This window comes from Mycobacteriales bacterium (assembly GCA_035995165.1).
Classification (GTDB): domain Bacteria; phylum Actinomycetota; class Actinomycetes; order Mycobacteriales; family CADCTP01; genus CADCTP01.
Genome location: DASYKU010000160.1, coordinates 37,785 through 53,070, shown reverse-complemented (window position 1 = coordinate 53,070; position 15,286 = coordinate 37,785). Strand labels below are relative to the sequence as shown.

Genomic DNA, 15,286 nt, shown 5'->3' with positions numbered 1-15,286 from the left:
CGCGGCCAGCAGCAGCCGGGCGGCGCCGAGCGCGCCGCCGTACCAGGCCGCGGCCAGGCCGGCGGCGCCGTGCCAGAAGCCGGGCCGGTCCAGGTACGCCCCCGGGCCGCCGACCGCGATGCCCGGCACCGCGTCCAGGGTGATCGTGACGGTTCCGGTCGCGGCCAGGCCGACCGCCGGCCAGCTGGCCGGGTCCGGGACGATCGCGGCCACGTCGAGGGCGAACAGCCGCCGCTCGTCGCCGGCGTGCGCGGTGACCAGGGCCCGGTCCAGGATCTCGGCCCCGGAGCACCAGGCCTTCGTGCCGGACAGCCGCCAGCCGGACCCGGACCGCCCGGCGACCACCCGGGCGGTCGGCGGCTCCGCGGCCCAGACGCCCCAGAGCCCGACCGCGGGCGGCCCGCCCAGCTCGGCCAGGATCGCGACCGCGTCGGCGTGGGCCTCGGCCAGCCGGCCGAGGCTGAGGTCGGCGGCGGCCAGCTCGGCCAGCGCGGTCCACCGCGCGAGCGTGCGGCCGGAGCCCGGGAGGGGCAGGTCGAGCTCCCCGGCCGCGTGCACCGCCCGCAGCACCGTCCCGGCGGTGGACCGGGTCAGCGGCAGCTCAGTGCGCCAGTCTCCGGTCACGGGCGGACCCTATGTCGCCCGGGCGGCCCTCGCCGCTCGGCGGATCAGCGCCGTCGGACGCGCCGTCGGACTCGCCACCGGCGAGCTCGCCCGGGTCGGGCAGCGGCTCGGCCAGCAGCGGCGAGTGGGCCAGCACGTACACCCCGGCGCAGACCAGCGCGGCGCCGACCGCCAGCCCGGCCAGTCCGCCGGCGCTGGTCGGCAGCCCCTCGTTGAAGCCGATCACCGCCAGCGCGGTCCCGACGACGGGATTCGCGATGGTCATGGCGGTCGCCGCGACGGGGAGCCGACCCGAGGTGAACGCGACCTGCTGCAGGATCACGCCGACCGCGGTGCCGAGCGCCAGCGCGTACCCGGGCCAGTCGGTGGCGGTGTAGGCGATGCCGTGCTTGACCAGGTCGTCGGAGGTGAGCTTGACCATGCTCGCGGTCGCCGCCAGGGACACCCCGGCCGCGCTCGCGAACAGCGTCGCCCGGATCGGCCCGGACCGCAGCGCGCCCGCCGCGGCCAGCACGAGCACGGTCCCGGCCAGCGCGAACAGCAGGAGCAGCAGCCGGCCCCGGTGGGCCTGGGACGCGCCTGGCTCCACCCCGCGCACGGCCAGGAAGACCGCCAGCCCGACCGCGATCGTGCCGGCGCCGATCCAGTCCCGGGCCCGCGGCCGGATCGTCTGCCCGATCCCGGCCAGCGGCAGCGTGAAGATCAACGTGGTCACCTGCAGCGACTGGACCACCGAGACGGACCCGAGGTTCAGCGCGGCGGCCTGGACGAAGAACGCCAGCGTGCCGAGGCCCCAGCCGAAGAACCAGACCCGCTCCTTGGCCATCCGGCGCAGCGCCCGGCCGGCCGCCCCGGCCTCGGCCAGCAGGCGCGCCGCCCGGTCGTCGTCCGAGTCGGTGTCGGCCGGGGTCGCGCTGCGCCACGCGGCCCGCTGCTGGAGGTACTCGGACAGCGCGTACAGGAACGCGGCGATCAGCGCGAGGAGGATGACGATCGCCAGCACACCCAGGATTGTCCTCAGTAATCCCGAGTCGTGTCGTGCCGGGTACGTCACACGGCGTTTCGCGGCCGCTCGGGAAGGTTTTCGGGTCCGCCGTAGTAAGCAGAACTGATGGGGACGAGCCGGGGCGCGCAAGCCCGGCCCCGAGGACGGGCCGAGCTGGGTATCGGCCTTGCCGTCTTCGCCTACTACCTGGTCGTCTCCCACCTGGGTGGACCGGGCCGGTACGCGGCCGCCGTCGACCACGCCGGGATCGTGTACGGCCTGGAGCGCGACCTCTGGATCGACGTCGAGCCCTGGTTCAACGCCGCCCTGCACCCGCACCGCACGCTGGTCATGCTGGCCAACTACGAGTACGCCACGACGTACGTGATCAGCGCGCTGGCGATGCTGATCTACCTGCTGGTCCGGCGGCCGGACCACTACCGCCCGGCCCGCAACTCGTTCGTGCTGCTCAACGTCATCGCGATCAGCTGCTTCGGGTTCTGGCCGACGGCGCCGCCGCGGCTGGTGCCGGACCAGGGGTTCGTGGACACCGTCCGGCTGGGCCAGACTTGGGGGTCGTGGGGATCACCCGTCGGCGACCAGGCCAACCAGCTCGCGGCGATGCCGTCGCTGCACTTCGCCTGGGCGGTGTGGGTCAGCGCGGTGCTCGCCTGGCTCGGTCACCACTGGTGGCTGCAGCTGATCAGCGCGGCGCACGTGCTGCTCACGTTCGTGGTCATCGTGGCCACCGGTAACCACTACGTGCTGGACGCGGTGGCCGGCCTCGGGCTGGCCGCGCTCTGCGTCGCCGTGGTCGGCCGGCCGGTGCCGGGGGCCCGGCTGGTGCCGCCCGCGGACGCGTTCTTCCTGCACGTCGAGACGCTGGACGCGCCCCAGGTGGTCGGCGGCGCGGTGCACCTGCAGGCGCCGCCGTCGATGACCGCGCTGCAGGACGTGCTGCGGGAGGCGCTGCCGGAGCTGCCGCGCTTCGACCAGAAGCTCACCCGCCGCTCGGTGCTGCACAAGTGGCGCTGGCAGCCGGTGGACGACCTGGACTGGTCCTGGCACGTGGTCGACTCCCGCACGCTCGGCTTCGAGGGCATGGAGCTGGACGCGCTGATCGGCCGGCTGGCGGCGATGCGGCTGCCCCGCGACCGCCCGCTCTGGCGGATGGTCGGGGCCGCGCTGCCGGACGGCCGCGGGGTGGCGATCCTGCTCGCGCACCACGTCTGCGCCGACGGCGTCGGGCTGGTCACCGGCGCGTTGTCGATCCTCAAGCCGCGTTTCGAGAGCCACGGGCTGCTCGGTCCGGTCGCCGCCCCGCCCGGGACGCTGCGGACCGTGGCCGGGGTGGCCGGGCTGGCCGCCGACACGGTCCGCGGCCGGGGCCGGCTGCGGCTGCCCGCCGGCGGCGGGCACGAGTTCGCGACCGTGGTGCTGCCGCTGGCCCAGGTGCGGGCGGCGGCCCGGCGGCAGCGGGCCGGCGTACCGGACCTGCTGCTGTCGATGCTGGCCGGCGCGCTCGGCACGGTCTCGGAGCGGACCGGGCTGCTGCGGGTCTCGATGCCGCTGACCACCCGCCAGGCCGGTGGCCCCGCCGAGGGCAACCGGACCGGCACGATCCTGATCGACGTCCCGGTCGCGCCGGGCACCCGGCCGGCCCCGGCCGAGCTGGCCGAGCAGATCGCGGCGCTGTCCGCGAGCGGCCGCCCGGCCGCGGCCCGGGCCGTGCAGAAGGTGCTCGGCCTGCTGCCGGCGCCGCTGCACCGCCTGATCGCCAAGGCCGTCTACGGGCGGGGCACGTTCGGCGCGATCGTGTCCTGCATGCCCGGGCCGCGGGCCCGGCTCTCGCTCGGCGGACCGCCGATCGAGGCGGTCTTCCCGCTGGTCCCGCTCGCGCCCGGGACCGCGGTCGCGGTCGGCACGCTGACCTGGAACGGGAAGCTCTGCGTCGGGATCGAGGTGGACCCGGCGCTGGCGCCGGCCGCGACGATCGGCGCCGCCCTGCGGGCCGAGTTCGCCGCGGCGGCCGACCGGTCCCCGTCCTACTGGACGGGTGGGGAGGACGGGGTCAGCTCGGGTCCTCGCGAGGAGGGCCCCAGGCCAGTGCCAGGGTGAGCCGCAGCCGGGTGTCGGGGTCGTCGTCCAGCGCCGGCCCGAACGCCTCGCGCAGCTGCTTGAGGCGGTAGCGGACGGTCTGGGGGTGGATGTGCAGCTCGGCCGCGACGGCGCCACCGTCGCCGCCGTGCCGCAGCCAGGCCGCCAGCGTCTCCTCCAGCCGGCGCCGGGCCCCGGCCGGGCGCCCGTCCAACGGAGTCAGGCTGCGTCGCCGCAGCACCGCGAGCAGGTCCCGGTCGCGGTGCACGATGATCGTGTCCAGATGCTCATCGACGAACAAAGGGTCGCCGACCAGCACGCCCGAGCGCCGCAGCCGTACGGCGGTCTCGGTGATCCGGCCCGCGGCCGGCAGCTTGTCCAGCGGCACCGCCGGACTGACCACGGCCCGCACGTCCTCCAGCGCGGCGATGATCCGGTCGCGCTGCCCGGGGCCGGCCGCGTCCGGGACGATCGCGCCCAGCAGGCTGCCCCAGCGCACCGGCAGGCTGTCCGGGCCGAGCCGGCGGGGGACGGCCGCGGCCCCCGGGTCGTCCGCGTCGACCAGCACCAGCGCGGCCGTGCCGGGCAGCCGCCAGCCGCAGCGGGCGGCCCCGGCCCGGATCGCGGCCGAGCTGGCCCGGTCGGCCAGCAGCAGCTCGGCCAGCTCCTCGCGCTGCCGTTCCCGGCTGCTGGCCTGCTCGGCGTGCTCGGCCACGTACCCGTCCGCGGTGGCCGAGGCCAGCGCGTCGACCAGCACGAACATCTCGTCGGCGAGCGAAGCCAGGGTCTGCGCGGAGGCGCCGGAGGCGGTCGCGATCCGGCCCAGGTGCCGCCAGCCGACCCGGGCCGCGACCCGGTACGCGGCGAGCAGGTCGGACAGGTGCCGCCCCTCCCGGCACTGCGCGGCGCCGACCTCGGTGAACAGCAGCGTGACCAGCGTGGGCAGCTCGGCCAGCTGGTCGGCGGCGACCCCGCTCTCGGCCCGGGCCACCAGCTCGATCGTGGGCCCCTCGATCGCGCCGAGCACCTCGGCCCGGTCCTCGTCCAGGAACCGGGCGAAGGCCGGCCATTTGTCCCGGAACAGGATGGCGATCTCGTCCAGCGCGTCGGGCAGCCCGGCCGCGAGCGCGGCACCGAGCTGACCGGGGTGCAGGGTCGGTTCCAGGCGATCTCCCACGAACGGCGGAATGCGCGGCACTGCCGAAGTTATGCCCGATGCCGCGGAATTTGTCACGGAGGCGCAAAGACAGTGGTCCACCCTGGTCCCGGTGGAGTAGAGAAGATCGGCACCGATGAGGAGTGTCATGAGACGTGGAGGCGGAGCGGGTGGTTGAGGGTCGAGCCCACCCGGGTACGCGTACGGTCCGGCTGCGCCGGCAGGAGTCGGCCGAGAACTTTCCCGTCGCGATGCGTGTCCTCCCGGCCGCCGTCCGCGTCCACCTGCGCGCGATCTACGACGTGGTGCGCGTGATCGACAACCTCGGCGACGACGCCGGGTCGCCGGCGGACCGGACCGCGGCGCTGGAGGCGTTCGGCGCGGACCTGGCCACGGTCTGGACCACCGGCCGTCCCTCCGACCCGGTGCTGGTCGGCCTGCTTCCGTCCGTACGGGCCTGCGGTCTGCAGCATCGTGACTTCGCCGCGCTCGTCGAAGCCAACGTGCAGGACCAGCGGCTGACCCGGTACGGGACGTACGGGCAGTTGCGGGGTTATTGCGCGCTGTCCGCGGCCCCCATCGGCCGGCTCGTGCTGGCCGTCTTCGGGGCGACCACCCCGGCCCGGGTCGTGCTCTCGGACCAGGTCTGCGACGCGCTGCAGCAGCTGGAGCACTGGCAGGACGTGGCCGAGGACCTGGCCGGTGGCCGGATCTACGTACCGCAGGAGGACCTGGCCCTGTTCGGGGTGACCGAGGCCGACCTGGCCGCGCCGGCCTCCTGCGCGGCCGTCGCCGAGCTGATCGTGTTCGAGACCGAGCGGGCCCGGGCGCTGCTGGTCGGCGGCTCGCCGATCGTCGGCACCCTGCACGGCTGGGCCCGGGTCGCGGTCGCCGGCTACGTGGCCGGCGGCCTGGCCGCCGCGGACGCGCTGCGCCGCCGCGGCGCCGACCCGCTCGTCGCCACCCCGGTCGCCTCCAAGGCCGGCACCGCCCGGCATGCTCTGGCGGTGCTCGCGCGGGGGAGGGCGGCATGACCCGCGCCCGGCCCGCCCCGGGCCCGGCCCAGCTCCGGGACGCGTACGAGGTCTGCGCCGCGATCACCAAGGTCGAGGCGGGCAACTTCTCGTACGGGATCCGGCTGCTGCCGACGGTCAAGCGCGACGCCCTCTCGGCCGTGTACGCGCTGGCCCGGCGCGTCGACGACATCGCCGACGGCGACCTGCCGGCGGCCGAGCGGGCCGCGGCGCTGGACCGGCTGCGGGAGGCGATCGCCGCGCCGCCGCCCGTGGACGACCCGGTGCTGGTCGCGGTCACCGACGCCGCCGGTCGGCTGCCGATCCCGATGGGCGCGTTCGGCGAGCTCATCGACGGCGCCCAGATGGACGTGACCGGCCGGCGGTACGGGACGTTCGCCGAGCTGGAGACGTACTGCCGGTGTGTGGCCGGCGCGGTCGGGCGGCTCTGCCTGGGCGTGTTCGGCTCCCGGTCGCACCCGGACGCGGCGCTCCACGCCGACCAGCTCGGCATCGCCCTGCAACAGGCCAACATCCTGCGCGACGTGCGCGAGGACCTGCTCAACGGCCGGGTGTACGTGCCGGCCGAGGACCTGGACCGGTTCGGGGTCACGATCCGGCTCGGTCCCGACGGCCGGCTGGCCGACCCCGACGGCGGGCTGGCCCGGCTGATCCGGTTCTCGGCCGAGCGGGCCCGGGGCTGGTTCGCCGAGGGGGAGCGGCTGATCCCGTTGCTGGACCGGCGCAGTGCCGCCTCCGCCGCCGCGATGGCCGGCATCTACGCGGCCCTGCTCGACCGGATCGCCGAGCAGCCCTCCCGCGTGTACGGCGGCCGGCTCTCGCTGCCGGTCTGGCAGAAGGCCGCGATCGCGGCCCGCTCGCTCGCCGGGGTGTCCCGGTGACCCGGGTCGGGGTCGTCGGCGGCGGCCTGGCCGGCATCACCGCCGCGCTGGACCTGGCCGCCGCCGGGCGGGACGTCGTGCTGCTGGAGTCGCGGCCCTGGCTCGGCGGGCTGGCCTCGTCGTTCGGGCGGGGCGAGCTGACCGTGGACACCGGGCAGCACGTGTTCCTGCGCTGCTGCACGGCGTACCGGGAGTTCCTGGACCGGCTCGGCGTGACCGGGCTGACCACGCTGCAGCCGCGGCTGGACATCCCGGTGCTGCGGACGGACGGGAAGCCCGCCCGGCTGCACCGCGACCCGCTGCCGGCGCCGTTGCACCTGGCCCGCGCGCTGCTCGGCTACCGGGTGCTGACGCCGCGGGAGCGGATCAGCGCGGCCCGGGCCGTCCGGGCGCTGGGCCGGGTCGACCCGGCCGACCCGGCCTCGGACGCGGTCACGTTCGGCAGCTGGCTGGCCGCGCACGGGCAGGGCCCGCGCGCGGTGGCCGCTCTCTTCGACCTCATCGGCGTGGCGACGCTCAACCTGCCCGCCGATCAGGCCTCGCTGGCGTTGGCCGCGATGGTCTTCCGTACGGGGCTGCTGACCGACTCGTCGGGCGGCGACCTGGGCTGGTCGAGGGTCCCCCTCGGCCGGCTGCACTCCGAGGCGACCGTGACGGCGCTGTCCTCGGCCGGGGTGTCGGTGCGGTGCGCTGCCCGGGTCCGCTCGCTGGACCGTCTTGGAGAGGAGTTCCGGTTGGTGCTCGACACCGATTCGATCCCGGTGGACCAGGTGGTCCTCGCCGTCCCGCCCCCGGCCGCCGAGGCCCTGATGCCCGGCGGCGGTACGCACGCCCCGGCCGGCTGGTCGGCGAGGCTGGGCGCGTCCCCCATCGTCAACGTGCACGTCCGGTACGACCGGAAGGTCACCGAGCACGAGTTCTTCGCCACCGTCGGCTCCCCGGTCCAGTGGGCGTTCGACCGGACCGAGGGCAGCGGCGCGACCGAGGGCCAGTACCTCGCCGTCTCGCTGTCCGCGGCCGGCCGGCAGATCGACGAGCGGGCGGCCGACGTGGTCGCCGAGGTCGTCCCGGCGCTGGCCGGGCTGCTGCCGCGGGCCCGCAACGCGCGGATCCTCGACACCTGGGTGACCCGGGAGCGGACCGCGACCTTCCGGGCCGCGCCCGGCAGCGCCGCGCTCCGGCCGCCGGCAAGGACGGAGATCCCGGGGCTCGCGCTGGCCGGCGCGTGGACCGCGACCGGCTGGCCGGCGACGATGGAGAGCGCGGTCCGATCCGGACACGCCGCCGCCGACGTGCTCATCGGCACCTCCGCACCGGCCGGGGTGGCAGCGTGACCGCCGTGGCCGAGCTCGTGAGCGTCGGTCCGGCGCTGCGGGCAGCGGTGGACCGGCTGGAACCCAACACCTGGAAGGTCGCCGCCTACCACTTCGGCTGGGTCGACGCGGCCGGCCGGCCGTCCGGCTCGGACGTGACCGGCGGCGGCAAGGGCGTCCGGGCCCGGCTGGCGCTGCTGTCGGCCCGGGCCGCCGGCGCGCCGGCCGAGGTCGGGCTGCCCGGCGCGGTCGCGGTCGAGCTGCTGCACAACTTCTCGCTCGTGCACGACGACGTGATGGACGGCGACGTGCAACGCCGCCACCGCCGTACGGTCTGGGCCGTCTTCGGGGTCCCGGCCGCGATCCTGGCCGGCAGCGCGCTGCAGTCGCTGGCGCTGGAGGTCGTGCTCGACCCGCCGACGCCGGCCGGGGCGGCCGCCGCCGACCTGCTGTCCAAGACGACCCGGGCACTGATCGGCGGCCAGTTCGAGGACCTCGCCTTCGAGCGGCGCCGCTCGGTCACCGTGGCCGAGGCCGAGGAGATGGCGGCCGGCAAGACCGGCGCGCTGGTCGTCGCCAGTGCGGCCGTCGGGGCCGTGCTGGCCGGGGCCGGGCCGGAGACGGTCGCGGCGCTGGAGGCGTACGGGGACCACGTGGGGCTGGCGTTCCAGCTCGAGGACGACCTGCTCGGGATCTGGGGCGACCCGACCGTGACCGGCAAGCCCGCACTGGCCGACCTGCGGGCCCGCAAGAAGTCGCTGCCGGTGGCGGCCGCGCTGGCCACCGGGGGACCGGCCGCCGACCGGCTGCGGGAGTGGCTGGCCACCCCGGCCCCGCCGCCCGGGCAAGCCACCGAGGTCGACTGGGAAGACCTGGCCGAGCTGCGCGCGATCGCCGACCTGGTCGAGCAGGCCGGGGGCCGGGCCTGGGTCGCGGCCGAGGCCCGGCGCCAGGTCGTGCTGGCCGAGCAGGCCCTGGCCGGGGCTCCGGTGGAGCCGGCCGCGGCCGCCGAGATGGTCGCGCTGGCCCGGTCCCTGCTGGGACGGTCGGCATGACGGCCACCGTGCCGCCGCCGGCGGCCCCCGGGGAGCCTGACAGAGCGGGACATCAGACGGCCGAGGGGCCGTTCGGGCGGCTGGGCACACGGGTCCCGGATACCCGTGATGCCCGTCACACCCTCTTCGAAACCCTCGATCGGGCGGTCCGGCACCTGCAGGGTTTGCAGGACCCGGCCGGGTGGTGGAAGGGCGACCTCGAGACGAACGTGACGATGGACGCCGAGGACCTCATGCTCCGGCACGTCCTCGGCATCCTCGAGCCCGGCGACACCGCCGCGGCCGCCCGCTGGATCCGCTCCCAGCAGCGCGGCGACGGCACCTGGGCCACCTTCGCCGGCGGCCCCGGCGACCTGAACACGACCGTCGAGGCCTGGGTCGCGCTGCGGATCGCCGGCGACGACGCGGACACGCCGCACATGCGGCAGGCGGCGGAGTTCTGCCGGTCGGCCGGCGGCGTCGCCGCGACCCGGGTCTTCACCCGGATCTGGCTGTCGCTGGTCGGGCTCTGGTCCTGGGACGACGTGCCGCCGATCCCGCCGGAGATCATGCTGCTCCCGCCCTGGGTGCCGCTGAACATCTACGACTGGTCCTGCTGGGCCCGGCAGACGATCGTGCCGCTGGCGGTCGTCTCGGCCCGGCGACCGGTCCGCCCGGTGCCGTTCGGGATCTCCGAGCTCGGCACCGAGCCCCGGCCGCGGACCGGCCGGCGCTCGGCCTGGGAGCTCGGGTTCGAGGTCCTGGACAAGGCCCTGCACGTGTACGGCCGGCACCCGGTCCGGCTCGTCCGCTGGTACGCCGAGCGCCGGGCCGAGCGCTGGATCCTGGACCGGCAGGAGGCCGACGGCTCCTGGGGCGGCATCCAGCCGCCGTGGGTCTACTCGCTGCTGGCGCTGCGGCTGCTCGGCCACGAGATGGACTCGCCGGAGATGCGGGCCGGGTTCGCCGGGCTGGACGCGTTCATGGTCAAGGTCGACGGGGCGCCGTGGGCGCCGCTGCCGCCCGGGCCGGACGACCCGGACGCCGCCCCGGCGGCCGAGAGCGTCGCCGTCCGGGAGCTCACCGACGGCCCGGTGCGCTGGCTGGAGGCCTGCCAGTCGCCGGTCTGGGACACCGCGCTCGCGCTCACCGCGCTGCTCGACGCGGGCGTCCCGGCCTCCGACCCCAGCGTGCTGACCGCGACCGACTGGCTGCTGGCCGAGGAGGTCCGCGTCGGCGGCGACTGGGCCGTCCGGCGGCCGAAGCTGGCCCCGGGCGGGTGGGCCTTCGAGTTCGCCAACGACGGCTACCCGGACGTCGACGACACGGCCGAGGTCGTGCTGGCGCTGCGCCGGGTCGCGGCCGGCCACCCCGACCCGGCCGCGGTGCACGCCGCCGCCGACCGGGGCGCCGACTGGGTCGTCGGAATGGCCAGCAGCGACGGCGGCTGGGCCGCGTTCGACGCCGACAACACCCGCGGGCTGGTACGCAAGCTGCCGTTCTGCGACTTCGGCGCGGTGATCGACCCGCCGTCCGCGGACGTCACCGCGCACGTGGTCGAGATGCTCGCGCGCACCCCGGGCGCGCCGCTGGACCGCGGCATCGACTGGCTGCTCACCTCGCAGGAGAAGGACGGGTCCTGGTTCGGTCGCTGGGGGGTCAACCACGTCTACGGCACCGGGGCCGCGGTCCCGGCCCTGGTCGCGGCCGGCATCCCGGGCAACGGGCCGGTCATCCGCAAGGCCGTGCGCTGGCTGGAGGAGCACCAGAACCCGGACGGGGGCTGGGGTGAGGACCTGCGCTCGTACACCGATCCGCGCTGGATCGGACGGGGCACCTCGACCGCGTCCCAGACCGCCTGGGCGCTGCTGGCGCTGATCGCGGCCGGGTCGCTGACCGGAGCGGCCGAGCGCGGGATCGAGTTCCTGGTCCGGACCCAGCGGCCGGACGGGACCTGGGACGAGCCGCAGTTCACCGGCACCGGCTTCCCCGGCGACTTCTCCATCAACTACCACCTCTACCGGCTCGTCTTCCCGCTCTCGGCTCTCGGCCGGTACGCGCAGGCGGTCCGGTGAGGCTCGTCGCCCCGCTCCGCCTGGAGGCCCTGGCGGTCGGCGGGACGCGGATCGGTGTGCGCGCCCGGCGGGTGCCGGCGGACGGCCTGCTGGCTCTGGTCGGGGTCGCCGGGGCGGTGGTGCCGGGATTGGCGCCCGGCGACGTCGTCGTCGCCGACCGCATCCTCTTCGACCCGTCACCGGACCCCGGCGCCGGTCGCGGCCGGGGGGGCTCGGTCGGCACCGGTTTGGCCGGTTCGGCTGGTTCCGGTTCGGCTGGTTCGGCTGGGTCCGGTTCGGCCGGTTCGGCTGGGTCCGGTTCGGCCGGTTCGGCTGGCTCCGGTTTGGCCGGTTTGGCCGGTTCGGCCGGTTCGGCCGGTTCGGCTGGTTCGGCTGGTTCGGCCGGTTCGGCCGGCCTCGGTTTGGCCGGGTCCGGTTCGGCCGGTTCGGCTGGGTCCGGCTCGGCCGGCTCGGGTGGCTCCGGCGTGGCCGGCGAGATCGTGCTGGCGGGGGCGGGGGAGTTGGCGAGGGTGTTGCGGATCGCCGGGCTCACCGTGCACGTGGGCGCGATCGGCGGCGCCGACGCCGTCGTCACCGGCGCCGCCCGGACCGCCTGGGCCGAGCGTGGCGCGCTCGCCGTCGACATGGAGTCGGGCGTGCTCGCCCGGACCGGACGCCTGGCCGCCGTGGTCCGGGCGATCGTCGACACCCCGGCACACCCTCTGGTGTCGCTCGGCACATTGCCGCGCGGCACGCACGCCCTGCGCTCGCTGCGGCGCGCGGCACCCGTACTGTCCGCCTGGGCCGCAGGCCAGGGCGAATCCGACATCCGCGAGCGGCAGGCCTCGGTTGTCGACATCACGATCACCCTGCCGGGAGAGGTCGAGAACTCGTGAGCATGCCTCTGCGCCAGTCGATGCGGCTGGGTGCGTACCTGATGAAGCAGAAGGTCAAGCGGGTGGAGAAGTTTCCGCTGCTGGTCGAGCTGGAGCCGCTGTTCGCCTGCAACCTCAAGTGCGCCGGCTGCGGCAAGATCGAGCAACCGCACGACGTGCTGAAGAAGCGGATGCCGGTCGAGCAGGCCGTGGCCGCCGTCATGGAGTCCGGCGCGCCGATGGTGTCGCTCGCCGGCGGCGAGCCGCTGATGCACAAGCAGATCCACGAGATCGTGCAGCGGCTGCTGGACCGCAACAAGATCGTCTTCCTGTGCACGAACGCCGTGTTGCTGCCCAAGCACATCCACAAGTTCACGCCGCACCGGAACTTCGCCTGGATGGTGCACATCGACGGGATGCGTGACAGGCACGACGAGTCGGTCCGCAAGATCGGTGTGTTCGACCAGGCCGTCGCGGCCATCAAGGAGGCCAAGTCCCTCGGCTTCAAGGTCATGACCAACACGACGTTCTTCGACACGGACACGCCGGAGGACGTCATCGAGCTGCTCGACTTCCTCAACGACGACCTCGGCGTCGACAACATTCAGATCAGCCCCGGGTACGCGTACGAGCGGGCGCCGGACCAGGAGCACTGGCTCGGCACCGAGCAGACCCGGGCGCTGTTCAAGAACGCGTTCAGCGAGGGCCGCCGGAAGAAGTGGCGGCTGAACCACTCGCCGCTGTTCCTCGACTTCCTCGAGGGCAAGCGGGACTTCGAGTGCACCCCGTGGGGCATCCCGTCGTACTCGCTGCTGGGCTGGCAGCGGCCGTGCTACCTGCTCGACGACGGGTACGCGGAGACGTACCGGGAGCTGATCGCGGAGACCGACTGGAGCGCGTACGGGCGGGGGAAGGACCCGCGGTGCGACAACTGCATGGCGCACTGCGGCTACGAGCCGACCGCGGTCCTGGCGACGATGGGGTCCCTGCGCGAGTCCATCCGCGCCGCCGGCATCCTGAGCTGAGCTGATCCCGCCGAACGGACGTGGCGCGGCGGCGCCGCGACCCTCGGCGCCGCGCCGCTCCCGTGCTCCGGCTGGGGATGGTGTCCTCCGGGAGCCGTACCACTGAGAGTGGTATTTACCACTGACAGTGGTACGGCTTCGGCGGGACACCATCCGCCGGAGCCGGCCCACCGCCGGACGACCGAGCAAGCGCCTCAGGATCGGCGCGGCTGGATCGACGGCGCCTCAGGATCGGCGGCGCCTCAGGATCGGCGGCGCCTCAGGATCGGCGGCGCCTCAGGATCGGCGGCGCCTCAGGATCGGCGCGGCTGGGACGGCGCGGCTGGGACGGCGCGGCTGGGACGGCGCGGCTGGGACGGCGCGGCTGGGACGGCGCGGCCGGGTTCAGCTGAAGCGGCGGGCGAGGGCGCGGTAGGTCCTGGGCGCCGTGGCCGAGAGGCGGGCCGGGAAACCGAGCCAGCGCGGCTCGACCCGGCGCTCCCGGCCGGTCGTGATCGCGTCCAGCACCGCCGCCGCCACCTGCTCCGCCGGGATCGGCCGCGGGAACCCCCGCTCGTACGGGACGCCGCGGGTGTCGAAGAACCCGGTCGCCACGGCCCCGGGCGCGACGGTCGAGACCGTGACGTCCTCGACCTCCTCCCGCAGCAGCGCCGCGAACGTCTCCAGCCCGGCCTTGGTGACCGAGTAGACGGTCTCGCCCGGTACGCCGACCAGCCCGGCGATCGAGGTCAGGAACACCAGCGCGCCCGGCCGGCGCAGCACCGGCAGCGCGGCCCGGGCCAGCAGCAGCGGCGCCCGCAGGTTCACGTCGACCAGCTCGGTGATCCGGGCCGGGTCCATGTCGGCGACCGGCCCGGCCCAGCCGATACCGGCCGAGGCGACGACCGCGGTCAGCGAGCCGTGCCGGGCGACCGCGGTCTCCACCAGCGCGGCCGGGGCGACCGGATCGGACAGGTCGGAAGCGACGGTGGAGGCGGCCGCGACCTCGGCCAGCGCGGCCTCGTCCCGCCCGGCCGCGACCACGACGGCCCCACGCGCGGTGAGCGCCCGCGCCACCGCCCGCCCGATCCCGTGCGACGCCCCGGTCACCAGCACGACCGCCCCGTCCAGCTCGATCACGAGCGCCCCCACCCCGCCGCGAAGCCCACGTCGACCGCGAAGCGCGCAAAACGCCGGGACGACGCACGACACACGAGCCGCCGAAACGGCGCAGGCCACGCGAGACGCCGGGACGGACACGCGAGACGCCGGGACGGTGCAGGCCGCGCGAGACGCCGGGACGGTGCAGGCCGTACGAGGCGCCGGGACGGTGCAGGACCCGCGAGACGCCGGAACGACGCAGGACCCGCGAGGCGCCGGGACGGTGCAGGACCCGCGAGGCGCCGGGACGGTGCAGGACGTACGAGGCGCCGGGACCGTGCAGGACCTGCGAGGCGCCGGGACGGTGCAGGACGTACGAGGCTCCGGGACCGCGAACCACACGAGCGGTGCGGGGACGGCGCGGAGCGGCGCCGGGAAGAAAAGGACGACCTCACGCGGAGGCGGGCCCGGCGCTGACCTTGAGCCGGATCCCGTTGCGGCGCAGCGAGCGCCAGCCCCAGGCCGTGCAGACGGCGACGGCCAGGATCGTCAGCAGCGGGCTGAGCAGGCCGCGGGCCCACAGCCCGGCGTCCACCCCGCGGTGCAGGAAGCCCAGGTTGAGCGCGACGTCGACCACCCGGGAGAAGCCCCAGATGACCGCGACCTCGGTGAACATCCGGCGGACACCCCGCTTGGCCAGGATGTGCGCCGGGACGTGCACGAAGTCCCGGGCCAGCCGCATCGTGATCGGCCGGCCGAAGGCCGCGCTGCCCAGGAACAGCAGCGCCATGACGACCGAGCCGAGCACCGGCTGCAGCAGGTAGACCAGCAGGCTGCCGGACAGCAGCGCGATCGTCGCCTTCACCACGAGCGCGGCCGAGCCGAGGATCAGCGTCCCGGGCAGCCGGCGGTCGACGAACCAGCGCAGCCCGATCGCGCAGGCGCACCAGCCGACCGCGACCAAAATGCTTCGCGTCGTACCGATGATGTGCAGCAGAATCGCCAGCAGGACGGTGGGTACGACGACCGCTTCGAGGAGCAGTCGGCCCGCGCGGATGAGCGTGACCCGGAGACCACTGATCTCCAGCACATCGGCGTGCCGGGATCGGTCTCCAGGTGGCGTCATCA

13 protein-coding genes are annotated in these 15,286 nt (G+C 75.4%); 8 read left to right on the top strand and 5 right to left on the bottom strand.

Translation table 11 applies throughout. The features are described from left to right. Positions 1–624: acyl-CoA dehydrogenase (locus tag VGP36_26045; GenBank protein HEV7658176.1), on the bottom strand; the 624-nt coding region annotated here is incomplete at its 3' end. After that, complete coding sequence (locus tag VGP36_26040; GenBank protein ID HEV7658175.1) at positions 602–1,627, bottom strand: DMT family transporter; 1,026 nt, start codon at positions 1,625–1,627, stop codon at positions 602–604. The genes VGP36_26040 and VGP36_26045, both read right to left, overlap by 23 nt. 108 nt (positions 1,628–1,735) lie before the next feature. On the opposite strand from VGP36_26040, the gene VGP36_26035 reads away from it, so the two are divergent. Continuing rightward, positions 1,736–3,727: a phosphatase PAP2 family protein gene (locus VGP36_26035; GenBank protein ID HEV7658174.1), complete on the top strand. Its 1,992-nt coding sequence runs from the start codon at positions 1,736–1,738 to the stop codon at positions 3,725–3,727. On the opposite strand, the gene VGP36_26030 is transcribed toward VGP36_26035, so the two are convergent. Then, on the bottom strand, positions 3,681–4,883 hold the full coding sequence (locus tag VGP36_26030) for a helix-turn-helix domain-containing protein (GenBank protein ID HEV7658173.1): 1,203 nt from the start codon (positions 4,881–4,883) through the stop codon (positions 3,681–3,683). The genes VGP36_26035 and VGP36_26030 overlap by 47 nt on opposite strands. 149 nt (positions 4,884–5,032) lie before the next feature. Here VGP36_26030 and hpnC point away from each other — a divergent pair, with 149 nt between their 5' ends. The 7 genes from hpnC (at position 5,033) to hpnH (ending at position 13,078) form a co-directional block, all read left to right on the top strand. Further along, on the top strand, positions 5,033–5,896 hold the full coding sequence (hpnC, locus tag VGP36_26025) for a squalene synthase HpnC (GenBank protein HEV7658172.1): 864 nt from the start codon (positions 5,033–5,035) through the stop codon (positions 5,894–5,896). Next, positions 5,893–6,777, top strand: a complete 885-nt coding sequence (hpnD, locus tag VGP36_26020) for a presqualene diphosphate synthase HpnD (protein ID HEV7658171.1) — start codon at positions 5,893–5,895, stop codon at positions 6,775–6,777. Before hpnC ends, hpnD begins: the two co-directional genes overlap by 4 nt. Next, positions 6,774–8,111, top strand: coding sequence for a hydroxysqualene dehydroxylase HpnE (hpnE, locus tag VGP36_26015; GenBank protein HEV7658170.1), 1,338 nt, complete (start codon positions 6,774–6,776; stop codon positions 8,109–8,111). The genes hpnD and hpnE overlap by 4 nt, the downstream gene beginning before the upstream one ends. Further along, entirely contained in the window at positions 8,108–9,145 is a 1,038-nt protein-coding gene (locus tag VGP36_26010; protein HEV7658169.1) for a polyprenyl synthetase family protein, read from the top strand. Before hpnE ends, VGP36_26010 begins: the two co-directional genes overlap by 4 nt. Further along, positions 9,142–11,199: a squalene--hopene cyclase gene (gene shc, locus VGP36_26005; protein ID HEV7658168.1), complete on the top strand. Its 2,058-nt coding sequence runs from the start codon at positions 9,142–9,144 to the stop codon at positions 11,197–11,199. The genes VGP36_26010 and shc overlap by 4 nt, the downstream gene beginning before the upstream one ends. Before the next feature lie 464 nt (positions 11,200–11,663). Further along, positions 11,664–12,074, top strand: coding sequence for a hypothetical protein (locus VGP36_26000; protein HEV7658167.1), 411 nt, complete (start codon positions 11,664–11,666; stop codon positions 12,072–12,074). 2 nt (positions 12,075–12,076) lie between these two features. Beyond that, the gene (gene hpnH, locus VGP36_25995) at positions 12,077–13,078 is read left to right on the top strand and encodes an adenosyl-hopene transferase HpnH (GenBank protein ID HEV7658166.1); all 1,002 of its coding nucleotides are present in this window, start codon (positions 12,077–12,079) and stop codon (positions 13,076–13,078) included. 384 nt (positions 13,079–13,462) lie between these two features. Here hpnH and VGP36_25990 read toward each other — a convergent pair whose 3' ends face one another. Both VGP36_25990 and VGP36_25985 read right to left on the bottom strand, forming a co-directional pair. Next, entirely contained in the window at positions 13,463–14,197 is a 735-nt protein-coding gene (locus tag VGP36_25990; GenBank protein ID HEV7658165.1) for an SDR family oxidoreductase, read from the bottom strand. 412 nt (positions 14,198–14,609) lie between these two features. Continuing rightward, a complete protein-coding gene (locus tag VGP36_25985; protein HEV7658164.1) occupies positions 14,610–15,284 on the bottom strand; it encodes a VC0807 family protein in 675 nt (224 codons plus the stop codon). Positions 15,285–15,286 lie beyond the last annotated feature (2 nt).